Origin of the sequence: Brooklawnia propionicigenes (genome assembly GCF_030297015.1) — a bacterium.
Taxonomy (GTDB): Bacteria; Actinomycetota; Actinomycetes; order Propionibacteriales; family Propionibacteriaceae; genus Brooklawnia; species Brooklawnia propionicigenes.
Genome location: NZ_AP028056.1, coordinates 726,375 through 740,689, shown reverse-complemented (window position 1 = coordinate 740,689; position 14,315 = coordinate 726,375). Strand labels below are relative to the sequence as shown.

11 protein-coding genes are annotated in these 14,315 nt (G+C 65.1%); 9 read left to right on the top strand and 2 right to left on the bottom strand.

Annotated elements, in window-relative coordinates:
- Positions 1-20: 20 nt before the first annotated feature.
- The 7 genes from QUE25_RS03380 (at position 21) to QUE25_RS03350 (ending at position 9,881) form a co-directional block, all read left to right on the top strand.
- Positions 21-926 (top strand): NAD(P)-dependent oxidoreductase, encoded by a 906-nt coding sequence (locus QUE25_RS03380; RefSeq protein WP_286267570.1) that lies wholly within the window; start codon positions 21-23, stop codon positions 924-926.
- Positions 927-1,142: 216 nt separating this feature from the next.
- On the top strand, positions 1,143-3,047 hold the full coding sequence (gene mutA / locus QUE25_RS03375; protein ID WP_286267568.1) for a methylmalonyl-CoA mutase small subunit: 1,905 nt from the start codon (positions 1,143-1,145) through the stop codon (positions 3,045-3,047).
- Complete coding sequence (gene scpA, locus QUE25_RS03370) at positions 3,044-5,236, top strand: methylmalonyl-CoA mutase (protein ID WP_286267566.1); 2,193 nt, start codon at positions 3,044-3,046, stop codon at positions 5,234-5,236. Before mutA ends, scpA begins: the two co-directional genes overlap by 4 nt.
- Positions 5,229-6,245, top strand: coding sequence for a methylmalonyl Co-A mutase-associated GTPase MeaB (gene meaB / locus QUE25_RS03365; protein WP_286267564.1), 1,017 nt, complete (start codon positions 5,229-5,231; stop codon positions 6,243-6,245). The genes scpA and meaB overlap by 8 nt, the downstream gene beginning before the upstream one ends.
- 49 nt (positions 6,246-6,294) lie before the next feature.
- Positions 6,295-7,530, top strand: coding sequence for a chloride channel protein (locus QUE25_RS03360; RefSeq protein WP_286267562.1), 1,236 nt, complete (start codon positions 6,295-6,297; stop codon positions 7,528-7,530).
- A 2-nt stretch (positions 7,531-7,532) separates the two neighbouring features.
- On the top strand, positions 7,533-8,519 hold the full coding sequence (locus QUE25_RS03355; RefSeq protein ID WP_286268485.1) for a diacylglycerol/lipid kinase family protein: 987 nt from the start codon (positions 7,533-7,535) through the stop codon (positions 8,517-8,519).
- 78 nt (positions 8,520-8,597) lie between these two features.
- On the top strand, positions 8,598-9,881 hold the full coding sequence (locus QUE25_RS03350) for a citrate synthase (RefSeq protein ID WP_286267560.1): 1,284 nt from the start codon (positions 8,598-8,600) through the stop codon (positions 9,879-9,881).
- 36 nt (positions 9,882-9,917) lie between these two features.
- Here the strand turns inward: QUE25_RS03350 and QUE25_RS03345 are convergent, their stop codons facing one another.
- Both QUE25_RS03345 and QUE25_RS03340 read right to left on the bottom strand, forming a co-directional pair.
- Positions 9,918-10,427 (bottom strand): phosphoribosyltransferase, encoded by a 510-nt coding sequence (locus QUE25_RS03345; RefSeq protein ID WP_286267558.1) that lies wholly within the window; start codon positions 10,425-10,427, stop codon positions 9,918-9,920.
- 71 nt (positions 10,428-10,498) lie between these two features.
- Positions 10,499-10,996 (bottom strand): GNAT family N-acetyltransferase, encoded by a 498-nt coding sequence (locus QUE25_RS03340; RefSeq protein WP_286267556.1) that lies wholly within the window; start codon positions 10,994-10,996, stop codon positions 10,499-10,501.
- Between the two features lie 94 nt (positions 10,997-11,090).
- Between QUE25_RS03340 and tkt the strand changes: the two genes are divergently transcribed.
- Positions 11,091-13,154, top strand: coding sequence for a transketolase (gene tkt / locus QUE25_RS03335; protein WP_286267555.1), 2,064 nt, complete (start codon positions 11,091-11,093; stop codon positions 13,152-13,154).
- Positions 13,155-13,312: 158 nt separating this feature from the next.
- Positions 13,313-14,236: an EamA family transporter RarD gene (gene rarD / locus QUE25_RS03330; RefSeq protein WP_286267553.1), complete on the top strand. Its 924-nt coding sequence runs from the start codon at positions 13,313-13,315 to the stop codon at positions 14,234-14,236.
- Positions 14,237-14,315 lie beyond the last annotated feature (79 nt).

Genomic DNA, 14,315 nt, shown 5'->3' with positions numbered 1-14,315 from the left:
ACAATGATGAGAGGACAATCGTGAGCGATAGCACCAAGCAGATCGGATTCGTGGGGGCTACCGGCCTGATGGGCCATGGGCTGGCGAAGAATCTGCTGCTCAAGGGATACCCGCTGGCCTACACCATGCGCAATCGGGCTCCCGAGGGGCTCGATGAACTGGGCGCGACCCGCGCGGCCGACAATGCCGAATTGGGCCATACCAGCGACGTAATCGTGATCTGCGTCACGTCCGCCGCCGACGTCGAGCAGGTGGTCACCCAGATCCTCACTGACCCGAAGCCGGGGCTGCTGATCCTGGACGCCTCCACCTCCGAGCCGTCGACCACCTACCGGCTGGCTGAACTGGCTGCCGGCAAGGGCGCCAAGTTCGCCGACATCCCGCTGACCCGTGGGCCAGCCGAGGCAGAGGCGGGCACCGTCAACGTGCTCGTCGGTGCCGACGACGAACTCTTCGCCGAGGTCGAGCCGATCGTGTCCTGTTTCGCCGACAACATCTACCGCTGCGGTGGGGTAGGCGCCGGCCACATCATCAAGCTCGCCAACAACACCGCCTTCCAGGCCGCCCTGACCATCTTGGCCGAGGGCTTCTCGGTCTGCGTGAAGTCGGGCGTCGACCCGGCCAAGCTGATCGAGGTGCTCGGCGGCGGTGGCTTCGCCAACGGCGGCACCCTGAACATCATGGGCGAATCGCTGAAGGGAAACTTCGACACCTTGAGGTTCCAGCTGGACAACGCCCGCAAGGACGTCCGCTATTTCTCGCGGCTGGCTGCTGATCTGTGCGTGCCGACCGTGGTGGGCGACGGGGTCCACGAGGCTCTCGAGATCGCCAGCGCGCAAGGCTTCGGTGGCGAGTTCTGCGCGGCTCTCACGAAGTCGCAGGCCAAGCTGAACAACATCACGATTCAGGCGGGCGGGCAGGCCTGAGCGGGCCGCTGGTCAGGCCACGGGGCGCCGTCCGGGCGAGAAGCCGCCTTGGTATGCTGTTGCAGGTCTGAGCGATGGACTGTTCCGCCTGCTTAGTCCCGTGGATCTGACCAGCGGGTCTCGTCCATCGCAGAAGCTTTATGTGGCCCTGACGGCCGCATGAAGGTTTGAACCCCGGCTTCGTGAGAAGCCTTTCACACTGGGAGGAGTGAACCGATGACGACACCTACTCCACCAGCAGGCGCGTCAACGGATGTCGCGGACGAAACCCCCGACAACCTCGTTCTCGCCGGTGACTTCGCCGCACCCACCTATGATCAGTGGGCTGCCGAAGTTGCAAAGGTACTGAACAAGGGACGTCCTGAGGGCAAGCAGCTGAGCGCCGAACAGGCGGTCGAGCGGCTACGTTTCAAGACAGTTGACGGCATCGTGGTTGAGCCTATTTACACCATCGATGATGCTATTGGTGAGCTGGGAGCCCCCGCGTCGGAGCCGTTCACGCGTGGGACAACCGTACGCAACGGCGACATGGACGCGTGGGATGTCCGGGCGCTGCATGAGGATCCTGATCCGGCCGTCACTCGCGCGGCCATCCGCACCGACCTGGAGCGCGGCGCCAACAGCATCTGGCTGCGTGTCGATCCGGACGCCATTTCGGCTGCCGACATCGCCGACGATCTGGCTGATGTGCTGCTCGAGCTGGCCAAGATCGACGTGTCGAGCCGTACCGATCAGCAGACGGCAGCCGACGCGCTGCTGGCCATCTTCGAGGCATCCGACAAGGACAAGTCGGAGCTCTCGCTGAACCTGGGCCTCGACCCGATCGGCGTGGCCGCTCTCAACGGCACGACCCCCGACCTCTCCCAGCTTGCCGGCTACGTGAACCGGCTGGCCGAGTACAAGAAGTCGCGAGCCATCGTCGTGGACGGCACCATCTACCACAACGCTGGAGCGGGCGATGTGCACGAGGTCGCCTGGCTGCTGGCCAGCGCCGTCGAGTACGTGCGGGCTCTGGTCGAGCAGGGTGTCAGCGTGGACGACGCCTTCGACGCGATCAACTTCCGCGTCACCGCTGCCGTCGACGAATTGGCGACCATCTCTCGGATCCGCGCGCTGCGCACCGCATGGGCGCGCGTCGGTGAAGTCTTCGGTGTCGACCCCGCCAAGCGCGGTGCCCGTCAGCATGCGGTCACCTCGTGGCGTGAGATCACTCGCGACGATCCCTATGTGAACATCCTGCGTGGCACCATCTCGACCTTCTCCGCCGCCATCGGTGGCGCCGAGGCGGTCACGGTGCTGCCGTTCGACACAGTCTGGGGCCTGCCCAACGACTTCAGCCGTCGCCTCGCCCGCAACACCCAGGTGGTGCTGGCGGAGGAGTCCAATATCGGCCGGGTGAACGATCCTGCCGGTGGCGCGTGGGCCATCGAATCGCTGACCAACGAGATCGCCGAAGCTGCCTGGGCGGAGTTCCAGGCTGTCGAGGCCGCAGGTGGCATGGTGGCGGCGCTGGCCGCCGGTCATGTCACCGAGGTGCTCGCCGATCTCAACGCCAAGCGGAGCAAGCTGGTGGCTTCTCGTAAGCTCCCGGTCACCGGTGTTTCGGAGTTCCCGAACCCGACGGAGGCTCCGGTCACCGACCGCACTGCTCGTCCGGAAGCCCCGGTCTACGCCGGACTGACCTGGACCCGCAATTCGGAGGTCTTCGAGCAGTTGCGCGATGCCGTCGCCGGCACCGACGCGAAGGTCTTCCTGGCTTGCCTGGGAACTCGCCGCGACTTCGGTGGACGCGAAGGCTTCGCGTCCAACTACTTCCACATCGCCGGTCTGGCGACCCCGAATGTGGAAAGCGCCGATATCGACGAGGTCGTCAAGGCCTGGCAGGCGTCCGGTACTCCCGTGGCGTGCCTGTGCTCGTCGGCCAAGGTCTACGGGTCCATCGGAGTTGAGGCCGCGAAGGCCTTGAAGGACGCCGGTGCGGCCAGGGTGCTGCTCGCGGGCAACATCAAGGAACTCGGAAACGTTGATACCGCCGGACTCATCGATGGCACGATCGCCTTGGGCATGGATGTCGTCGCCGGTTTGAAAGATGTCCTGAACACTCTGGGGGTGAACAAGTGAACGCCTTGCCTCGTTTCGACCAGGTCGAACTGGGGACCCCAGCAGTAGCTGCGGACGCTCAGACTACCTTCGACGCGATCCTGAACGCGGAGGGCCCCATCGACTGGACCACGCCGGAACAGATCGATGTCAAGCATCTCTATGGCAGTGACGTGTACGAAAGCATGGATCATCTGCATACCTTCCCCGGTATGCCGCCGTTCCTGCGTGGTCCGTATTCGACCATGTACACCTCGCGTCCGTGGACGATCCGTCAGTACGCCGGTTTCTCCACTGCCGCCGAGTCCAATGCCTTCTACCGCCGCAACCTGGCCGCAGGCCAGAAGGGCCTGTCGATCGCATTCGATCTGGCGACCCACCGCGGCTACGACTCGGATCACCCGCGGGTCGCCGGTGACGTCGGTATGGCCGGCGTGGCCGTCGACTCGATCCTCGACATGCGTCAGCTGTTCGACGGCATTCCGCTCGACCAGATGTCGGTGTCGATGACCATGAACGGCGCGGTGCTGCCGATTCTGGCGCTGTATGTGGTGGCCGCCGAGGAGCAGGGCGTCAAGCCCGCGCAACTGGCCGGTACGATCCAGAACGACATTCTCAAAGAGTTCATGGTTCGTAACACCTACATCTACCCGCCGGCGCCGTCGATGCGGATCATCTCGGACATCTTCGCGTTCACCAGCGCAAACATGCCGAAGTTCAACTCGATTTCGATCTCCGGCTACCACATGCAGGAAGCCGGTGCGACCGCCGACATCGAGATGGCCTACACGCTGGCCGACGGTGTGGAGTACATCCGCGCCGGCGAGTCTGTTGGCCTGAAGGTCGACCAGTTCGCTCCGCGGCTGTCGTTCTTCTGGGCGATCGGCACGAACTTCTTCATGGAAGTGGCGAAGATGCGTGCGGCCCGTATGCTGTGGGCTCGCCTGGTCCGCCAGTTCGGCCCGCAGAACCCGAAGTCGATGAGCCTGCGCACCCACTCGCAGACCTCCGGTTGGTCGCTGACCGCCCAGGATGTCTATAACAACGTGGTGCGTACCTGCGTGGAGGCCATGGCCGCCACCCAGGGCCACACCCAGTCGCTGCACACCAACGCACTGGACGAGGCCATCGCACTGCCGACCGACTTCTCGGCCCGCATCGCCCGTAACACCCAGCTGTTCTTGCAGCAGGAGTCGGGCACCTGCCGCAGCGTCGATCTGTGGGCAGGTTCGGCCTATGTCGAGTCGCTGACCCAGCAGCTGGCCCGCAAGGGCTGGTCGCTGATCCAGGAGGTCGAGCAGGCCGGTGGCATGACCAAGGCCATCGAAGCCGGCATCCCGAAGATGCGTATCGAGGAAGCCGCCGCGCGTACTCAGGCACGTATCGATTCGGGTCGTCAGCCGATCATCGGTGTCAACAAGTACGTCTTGGATCAAGAAGATCCGCTCGACGTGCTGAAGATCGACAACCGTGAGGTGCGGGCGCAGCAGATCGCCAAGCTCGAGAAGCTGCGCGCCGAACGCGACACCGAGGCGTGCAAGAAGGCCCTGGAGGCCATCACCTGGGCGGCCGCGAATCCCGATCCGACCGATCCCGATCGCAACCTGCTGAAGCTGTGCATCGACGCAGGTCGCGCCGGTGCTTCGGTGGGTGAGATGTCGGACGCCCTGGAAGACGTCTTCGGACGCTACACCGCTCAGATCCGCACGATCTCCGGTGTGTACTCGAAGGAATCCGGAAAGACTCCAGCCATGGAAGAGACTCACGCTCTCGTCGAAGAGTTCGAAGAGGTCGAAGGACGCCGTCCGCGTATCCTGATCGCCAAGATGGGTCAGGACGGTCACGACCGAGGCCAGAAGGTGATCGCAACCGCCTTCGCCGATCTCGGCTTCGACGTCGACGTAGGCCCGCTGTTCCAGACGCCTGAGGAGGCTGCTCGTCAGGCGATCGATGGGGACGTGCACGTCGTGGGCGTGTCCTCGCTGGCTGCCGGTCACCTGACTCTGGTTCCTGCATTGCGCAAGGAACTCGACAAGCAGGGTCGTCAAGACATCATGATCGTGGTCGGTGGCGTCATCCCCGAACAGGACTTCCAGGAGCTGCGTGATGATGGTGCGGTGGCGATTTACCCGCCGGGCACCAACATTCCCGCTGCTGCCAAGGATCTGCTGAAGGCGATGTTGGCCACGGCCCGGGACGGTAATGCCTAGAACAATCGATGTCGCGACACTGATCGATGGTGTCAAGGGTGGTGACCGGGCCGCACTGGCCCGGGCCATCACCCTCGTGGAGTCCCGCAAGCCAGCGCATCGTGCGCTGGCGCGGGAACTCCTGCGTGAGCTCACGCCACTGTCGGGCAATGCCATCCGCCTGGGACTCTCCGGTGTCCCCGGCGCTGGAAAATCCACCTTCATCGATGCGCTGGGCGTCCAGCTGATCGATGAGGGACACAAGGTCGCGGTGCTGGCCGTCGACCCGAGCAGTTCGGTTTCGGGCGGCTCGGTGCTCGGTGACCGGACGCGGATGGGGGAGCTCGCCCAGTCGGACTCGGCGTTCATTCGTCCCTCACCCACCGGACTGCATCTCGGTGGTGTCGCCCGCGCCACCCGCGAGGGCATGTTGCTCGTGGAAGCCGCCGGCTACGACGTCGTCATTGTCGAGACCGTCGGCGTGGGCCAGTCCGAAGTCGCCGTCCAAGGGATGGTCGACACCTATCTGATCTTGATGCTCGCCCGCTCGGGTGACCAGCTGCAGGGCATCAAGAAGGGCATCTTGGAACTCGCCCATGTGATCGCCGTCAACAAGGCCGACGGCGACAACGCCGGCGAGGCCCGGGTCACTGCCCGCGAGCTGTCCATCGCGATGAAGCTCGTCGCCACCGACGCAGACCGCCGCGTCCCAGTGCTGACATGCTCGGCGCTGCACAAGGTCGGGCTGACCGAGGTCTGGCAGGCAGTGCTCGATCATCGTGAGTACTTGGAGTCCAAGTACGGGCTGGCCAACTACCGCGCCGCTCAGCAGGTCGAGTGGATGTGGAGCCAGACCGAGGCTGCCGTGATGGATACGCTGCACAGCACGCATACCATGCGCACCCTGGCGCGTGAGCTGGAGACGCAGGTGCGTTCGGGACACCGGAACGCCATGGACGCGTCCGCCGACCTGTTGCGCGCCTTCGCCGCAGAGGTTCCGCAGATGGATTGGGCACAACCCAAGAGCTGACCACGGCGTTGAGTGATCTTGCCCTGATTCGCGCGGCAGACTCATTGTCATGACGGCACACGGTTGGCTTCGGATTGGCGTCGCGGTTGTCGCCGCGGGGCTGCTCGCAGGCCTCGCCGCCAGCGCGCTGATCTGGCTGCTGGACCTCGTGCAGTTCGCCGCCTACGGCGTGGACGCAGACAGCCTGATGCTGGACGTCGAACAGGCATCCGCAGTGCGACGAGTACTGGCCCCGACCATCGGTGGTCTGCTCGCCGGGCTCGGTTGGTGGGCGTTGGCGCGGCGCGGCGATCTACTGAGCGTGGACGACCTGCAGGCCGCGATGCCGGCGAAGACCCCACTGCTGCGTCCCCTGGCCGATGGCGTGTTGCAGACCGCAGTCGTGGGAGCCGGCGCCTCGATCGGACGCGAGGGCGCCCCTCGTCTGGTGGCTGCGGCGCTGGCAGCACGGCTTGCCACCCGACTGGAGTTGGACGCCAGCGCGGCCCGGATCATCGTGGCCGGCGCCGCGGGCGCGGGCCTGGCCGCTGTCTACAACGTGCCCCTGGCCGGCGCCATCTTCGGGGTTGCCTTGACCAGACAGTGGCGCTCATCTCGTACGTGGGCGAGTTGTCTGGCGATGTCGTTCATGGCGATCCTCGTCGTATGGTCAATCAGCGGCAATGAGCCCAGCTATCTCCTCCCACCGGCGTCCTTCGATCTGGTCACCGCGGGCTGGGCAGTGCTCGCGATTCCCCTGTGTGCACTGACCGGCATCGGTTTCCACCTGCTGAGTGCTCACGCGACGAGCTTCGCGCTGCGCTCCCGATTGCGCGGTGCACCACTGTGGCCGGCTTGGACCATCGCGGTGGCCGGAGCCCTCACCGGTGCGGCATCGATGTGGCTGCCGGTGCTGCCGGGCAACGGCAAGGACATTCTGCAAGCAGCATTCGACGCCAGCGCTCCGATGGAGCTGTTCGTGGTTCTGCTGGTGGCCAAACCGGCGGCTACTGCCATGTATCTGGCGGCTGGTGCGCGCGGTGGACTGCTCACGCCGGCGCTTTCCACCGGGGCGGCCCTCGGCGTGGCAGCAGCGTGGGGGCTGTCCTTGCTCGGCATTGTGGCCGATCCGGTCCCGTTTGCGATCATCGCCGCCGGCGGGGTTCTTGCGGTCACCCAGCGGGCCCCGCTCTTCGCCGCGGTGATGGCCTGGGAACTGATTCGTGCACCGATTTGGATACTGCCGCTGCTGTTGGTCGCGGCCTTCGGGTCTTGTGCGGTGACGTCGGGCACAATGAAAGAGTGAGCATGAACCACATTCCGGTACTGGGCCGCACGAGTCCCCAGTACGCCCCACTGCCCATCCGCGTCGGGATCGTGGTCAATCCGCTCAGCAATCACGCGAGCAGCGCGATCTCGGAGATCGTCCGTCAGTGCCGCGATTCGAATATCGAGACCCCGCGCGCCTACACGACCAGCGCCGAGGATCCCGGCGAGGGCCAGGCACGTCAGTGTGTCGCCGATGGCGCCGATCTGGTCATCGCGATCGGTGGTGACGGAACCGTCCGCGAGGTCGCCGAGGCGTTGGCCGGAACCGATGTGAGGCTCGGCATCATTGCTCTGGGCACCGGCAATGTGCTCGCGTCCAATCTCGGGCTGACCAAGCTGAGCGTCGGACAGCAGGTCGCGACGGCGTTGCGCGGCCCGCACACCTCGCTCGATCTGGGGCAGGCGCACATGCGCACCACCAGCGGCGAGGAGTACACCGAGCCGTTCCTGACCATGGCCGGCATCGGGCGGGACGCCTTGGCGGTGCAGAAGACCGGGATCATCGCCAAGAAGCGCACCGGTTGGGCCGCCTACGCGCTCACCGGGATGGTGGAGGCGTTGCGTCCGGCCATCGGCATGGACGTTCAGCTCGACGACTGCGATCCGGTGAAGACCCGGTGCTGGACGGTGCTGGCCGGCAACACCCCCGCGGTGCTTGGGGGAGTGCTCGTCTATCCGGGAGCGCTGGCCGACGATGGCATCCTCGAGGTGCTCCAGGTGCCGCTCAAGCGGCCCGATCAGTGGCTGCCGGTCGCGGTCAAGGGACTCACCGGCCATGATCATCCGGTGGGCGCGTTGCGCTACTCGAGCGTCTCGAGGTTGCGCGTCCGGCCGCACCAGCCATTGCCGGTTCAGGTCGACGGCGACGTCGTGGAAGACGTCACCGAACTCGATGTCAGCGTCCGGAAGCGTTGCGTGCAGGTGCAGCTTCCGCTGTCGGCGCACACCAACACCGGCCAAAGCTGAGCGCGTTTACCGCCCGCGCAATAGGGTGGAGGGGCCAACACAGCGTTGTCGAATGGCGAGTGGAAGGAACAGTCTCAGGTGAGCGATTCCGTGCGTATCAGCGGCCTGGAAACCGATTTCGAGGCACCTGTCGTGGTGCCGACCGAGGGTTCTTCGGGTATCGACATCAGCAAGCTGCTGTCGGAAACAGGCTATACGACCTATGACGATGGGCTGGCGAACACCGCTTCGACGATGTCCGCCATCACCTATATCGACGGGGACGCCGGAGTCTTGCGCTACCGCGGGTATCCGATCGAGCAGCTGGCCAAGGAGTCGACCTTCTTGGAGACCGCCTATCTGGTGATCTACGGCGAGTTGCCGACCGCCGCCGAGTTGGCCACCTGGGAAGACCGGATCCGCCGCAAGACCATGGTGGACGAAAGGATGCGGGAGTTCTTCAAGATGTTCCCGCGCCGCTCGCACCCGATGCCGGTGCTGGCCAGCGGCCTGATGATGCTGTCCACCTACAGCTTCGACTCGGTCGACTACACCCCGGAGGCGATCGAGAAGGCCACCGAAAGGCTGATCGCGAAGGTCCCGACGCTGGCCGCCTACGGCTACAAGAATTCGCGGGGCGAAGCCATGCTGTATCCGGACAATTCGCTCAGCTATATCGAGAACTTCCTGCGAATGAGCTTCGCCTATCCGACCGAACCCTATGAGTTCCACGACGAGATCACCCGGGCTTTGGATGTGCTGTTGATCCTGCACGCCGATCACGAGCAGAACTGCTCCACCTCGACGGTTCGCCTGATCGGTTCATCGGGCGCGAACATCTATGCCTCGGTGGCCGGTGGCGTGAACGCGCTGTCCGGGCCACTGCACGGTGGCGCCAATCAGGCTGTAGTGGAGATGCTCTCGGCGATCAAGGAGTCCGGGATCTCGGTCAAGGAGTACGTGCAGCAGGTCAAGGACAAGAAGGCCGGAATCAAGCTGATGGGCTTCGGTCATCGCATCTACAAGAACTACGATCCGCGCGCGGCGATCATCAAGGAGCATGCCGACAAGGTGATGAGCCTCAAAGCCGGACGTCGCGACCTGCTGAAGCTCGCCCAGGAGCTGGAGCACGCGGCCCTCGAGGACGACTATTTCACCGAGCGCAAGCTCTACCCGAATGTCGATTTCTATTCGGGGCTCATCTACGAGGCGATGGGTTTCCCAAAGGAGATGTTCACCGTGCTGTTCGCGATCGGGCGGCTGCCCGGCTGGATCGCCCAATGGCGTGAACTGGTGACCAACCCCAAGCGCAAGATCGGTCGTCCGCGCCAGATCTACATCGGCGAGGGCGAGCGAGACTACGTGCCGCTGGGTGACCGCTGAGGGCTGGCGGCAGCCCGAGGTGGGCCAGAGCGTTGGTCAGGCGGCTGGGTTAACCGGGGGTTGCGCCGACCACGGGAAGACGATCCAGTTGTCGGTGTGCTTCCAGACGAAGTCGGGCTGGACGATGGTGGTCGGCTTGGAGTAGATGACTGCGCTGCGCACATCGGCGCCGAACCCGCGCAGCAGTTTCAGCACGAGCGCGAGGGTGCGTCCGGAATCGACGACGTCGTCCACCAACAGGAGCTTGCGGCCACGAATCGAGTCCGTGTCGAGCATCGGGGCCAGCAGGATCGGGTCCGGCAGGGTCTCAGCGACATCGGTGTAGAACTCGACGTTGATGGCATCGGTGAGTTTGACGCCCAGAGCGTAGGTGAGGGCGCCGGCCGGGATCATCCCGCCGCGGGCCACCGCGATGATGACCTCCGGCTCGAAGCCCGAGTCGGTGATCCGCTGGGCGAGTTGTCTGGTGCCTTCACCGAAGCCCTCCCAGGTGAGGATTTCCTTGTCTTCGAGCTGGCTGGAGTCCGCATGGTAGGCCGTCGTCATGGGCACATAGTAGCCAGTGCCTTCGGGATTGCCCGGTCCGTTCGGCCGGTTGTAACGCGATTGTCGGGGAATCAATCCAGCTGCTTGATCCAGAAAGCGGCATTCAGCCAGCGGCCGAATTTGCGTCCGCCTCCGGGCAGCACGCCCATCAACTCGAATCCGAGACGGGCATGGAAATCCTGGGAGATCTGATTCGCGGCGTCGATGCAGGCGACCATGACATGCCTGCCATCGGCGCGTGCCTGCTGGATCAGCGCAGCCATCAGCGCACGCCCGACGCCGCCGCCTTGCATCCGCGCGTCCACATAGACCGAGTTCTCGACGGTGAGCGCCCATCCCTGCTTGCCGCGGAACGGTGCGTAGTAGGCGAAGCCCACGACCTGGCCGTCGATTTCGGCCACCAGGCAGGGCCGCCCGGCGGCATACTGATCGTCGAGCCAGCCGAGCCAGTAGGCCTCGCCGAGCGGCTCGTAGCCGTAGCTGGCTGTGGTGTCGATGCCCTGAGCGTTGTAGATCGCATTCACCACTGCCATATCGGCGGGGCGGGCATTGCGGATGGCAACCGGCATTCGGCCATTGTAGGGCGCCGGGCGTTAGGCTGTGACATGGATTCTCCGCGCTTATGGCAAGACGCTGAGCGTATCTGACTGCAAAGGACACACTGTGAGCAATTTCACCTGGACCGACGAAGACCGCCGGGCGGTCGACACTGCGCGCGTACTGGCCGCGGACGCCGTGCAGAAGGTCGGCAATGGCCACCCGGGTACTGCGATCTCGCTCGCACCGGTCGCCTACCTGCTGTACCAGAAGGTCATGAAGACCGATCCGACCGACGACAAGTGGATCGGACGCGACCGTTTCGTCCTTTCGGCAGGGCACGCCTCGATCCTGCAGTACTCGCAGCTGTACCTTGGCGGGCTCGACCTCGAACTGGAGGACATCGAGTCGCTGCGCACCTTCGGCTCGCGTACCCCCGGGCATCCCGAGTACGGGCACACCAAGTTCGTGGAGACCACCACCGGCCCGCTGGGCGCCGGGATCAGCAACGCTGTCGGCATGGCCATGGCGGCCCGTCGCCAGCGCGGCATCTACGCTCCCGGTGCTGAGGGCGAGACTCCTTTCGACTACTTCGTCTACTCGATTCTTGGCGACGGCTGCATGCAAGAGGGCGTGCAGGCCGAGGCCGCTTCGTTGGCGGGGACGCAAGAACTCGGCAACCTGATCGTCATCTACGACGACAACCGCATCACGATCGAGGGCGACACCAAGATCGCTTTCGGCGAGGACGTGTCGAAGCGCTACGAGGCCTACGGCTGGGACGTGCACACCATCGACTGGACCCACGGCGGCACGAAGTACGCCGAGGACATCGAGGCGCTCTACGACGCCCTTATCGCGGCTCAGCAGGTGACCAACAAGCCGACGCTGATTCATCTGAAGACCATCATCGGCTGGCCGCTGCCGAACATGCAGGGCTCGGAGAAGGTGCATGGCGCGGCGCTCGGCGCCCCCGAGATTACCGCCCTCAAGAAGGTGCTCGGATTCACCGATGAGCCGTTCGCGATCGAGGACTCGGTCGTCGACTACACCCGCACTCAGCTTGCTGAGCGGGGCAAGGCACTGCGTGCCGCCTGGGACGAGGAGTTCGCGGCGTGGCAGCAGGCCAACCCCGAGGGCGTGAAGCTGCTGGATCGGGTGCTGGCCAAGAAGCTGCCGGACGATCTGACCCTGCCGGTCTTCGAGGCCGGTTCGAAGGCCACCAGGGCGGCGTCGGCGGATGTGCTGAGCGCGCTGGCCTCCCAGGTGCCGGAGCTGTGGGGCGGGTCGGCCGACCTGGCCGGCTCGAACAACACCACGATGAAGGGCGAGCCGAGCTTCCTGCCCGCCGACCGGACGACCGACGAATGGCCGGGCGGCCCGTACGGACGCACGCTGCACTTCGGCGTCCGCGAGCATGGCATGGGCGGCATCGTCAACGGCATCAATGTGAGCGGCCTGAGCCGGGCCTACGGCGGCACCTTCTTCGTCTTCGCTGACTACATGCGTCCGCCGGTGCGGCTGGCCGCGCTCTCACACGTTCCGAGCATCTTCGTGTGGACCCACGACTCGATCGGTGTGGGGGAGGACGGCCCGACCCATCAGCCGATCGAGCATTTGGCCGCCTACCGGGCGATTCCCGGGCTGGCGATCGTGCGTCCGTCCGACGCGAACGAGACCGCGATTGCGTGGCGCGAGATCCTCAAGCTGACCGATCAGCCGGCCGGGCTGATCCTGACCCGCCAGAACACTCGGGTGGTCGATCGCACCAGCGGCGAGTTCGCGTCGGCGGAGGGTCTGGCCAAGGGCGCGTACGTGCTCAAGGAGGCCAGCGCTGCGCCGCAGGTCATCCTGATCGGCACCGGGTCGGAGGTTGAGGTCGCCCTGGACGCCCAGACGGCGCTGGAGGCCGAAGGCGTGCCGACCCGTGTGGTGTCGATGCCGTGCCAGGAGTGGTTCGACGCGCAGCCGGAGGCCTACCGCAACGAGGTGTTGCCCCCCGAGGTCACCGCCCGCGTGAGCGTCGAGGCGGGCATCGCGCAGGGCTGGGCCAAGTACGTCGGCTGCAAGGGACGCTCGGTCTCGATCGAGCACTACGGCGCGTCCGGCAAGGGCACCGTGTTGTTCAAGGAGTTCGGCCTGACCTCGGACGCGGTCGTCGCCGCGGCCAAGGAGTCGCTGGAGGCCTGATCCGCGGTTCTGATTGTCTGTGAAACACGGCAGAGGTGGGGTCGCCCGTTGGGGCGGCCCCACCTTTGTGGTTTCCGATGGCGTGAGCGGACCGGCGCAGAAAACAAGTGGGGTGGACGATGCCCAACCTGCAGGGTCGGCATGAAAGAATCACTCCCGTGGCGAAACGACAGGATATAGACCGGCGAGGGCTGCTGTTCGGCTTCGGCTCGTACTTTCTGTGGGGGCTGTTTCCGCTCTACTTCCGCCTGCTGTCGCGCTCCAGCGCCTTCGAGATCGTCGCGTACCGCATCGTCTGTTCGCTGGTGTTCTGCGTGCTGGCGATCACCGTGACCCGGCACTGGCGCGGGGTGAAGTACGTGCTGGCGAACCGGCGCGCTGTTGTCGTGCTGGCCGGGGCGGGTCTGCTGGTTTCGGCGAACTGGACGCTGTATGTCTGGGGCGTCAACAACGGGCACGCCATCGATGCATCGCTCGGCTACTTCATCAACCCGTTGATGAGCGCGGCACTGGGCGTCATCGTGCTCGGCGAGAGGATGCGCCGGGCGCAATGGGTCGCGTTCGGTGTGAGCACGGTGGCGGTGATCGTGCTCATCGTCGGCTACGGGAATGTGCCGTGGGTTGCGTTGGGGCTGGCGACGTCGTTCGCCCTATACGGCCTGATGAAAAAGCAGGTGGGAGCGGGCGTGCCAGCGCTGCCGGGGCTAGCCATCGAGACCAGCGCGGCGACACCGTTCGCGCTCGGCTACTTGATCTGGCTCGGCGTTGGCGGGCTGAACACCGTCCACCTGGATGGTTACGCGCTGCTGGTGGCTCTGGCCGGGCCGGTCACGGCGATTCCCTTGCTGCTGTTCGCGTCGGCGTCCGTGCGGGTTCCGCTGAGCACGATGGGGATTCTGCAGTACGTGGCGCCGATTCTGCAGTTCTTGACCGGTTGGCTGATCATCGGCGAGCAGATGCCGCCCGCCCGGTGGCTCGGCTTCGGGATCATCTGGGTGGCGGTGCTGATCTTCATCATTGACGCCTTGCATCACAGTCGGCAGGGGAGTGTGGAGGCCGAGCCGGTGCTGGTGAGCAGCTAGCGCATCTCGACCGCCGCATGAGCATGCTGGATACATCAGATGTCCAATATGCCCGCCGCGCCAGACGCCGATATGGCGA

Excerpts from the sequence above, each read along its gene's own strand:
- mutA (WP_286267568.1), top strand. The coding sequence starts at position 1,143 with ATGACGACACCTACTCCACCAGCAGGCGCGTCAACGGATGTCGCGGAC.
- meaB (WP_286267564.1), top strand. The coding sequence starts at position 5,229 with ATGCCTAGAACAATCGATGTCGCGACACTGATCGATGGTGTCAAGGGT.
- QUE25_RS03360 (WP_286267562.1), top strand. The coding sequence starts at position 6,295 with ATGACGGCACACGGTTGGCTTCGGATTGGCGTCGCGGTTGTCGCCGCG.
- QUE25_RS03355 (WP_286268485.1), top strand. The coding sequence starts at position 7,533 with ATGAACCACATTCCGGTACTGGGCCGCACGAGTCCCCAGTACGCCCCA.
- QUE25_RS03345 (WP_286267558.1), bottom strand. The coding sequence starts at position 10,427 with ATGACGACGGCCTACCATGCGGACTCCAGCCAGCTCGAAGACAAGGAA.
- QUE25_RS03340 (WP_286267556.1), bottom strand. The coding sequence starts at position 10,996 with ATGCCGGTTGCCATCCGCAATGCCCGCCCCGCCGATATGGCAGTGGTG.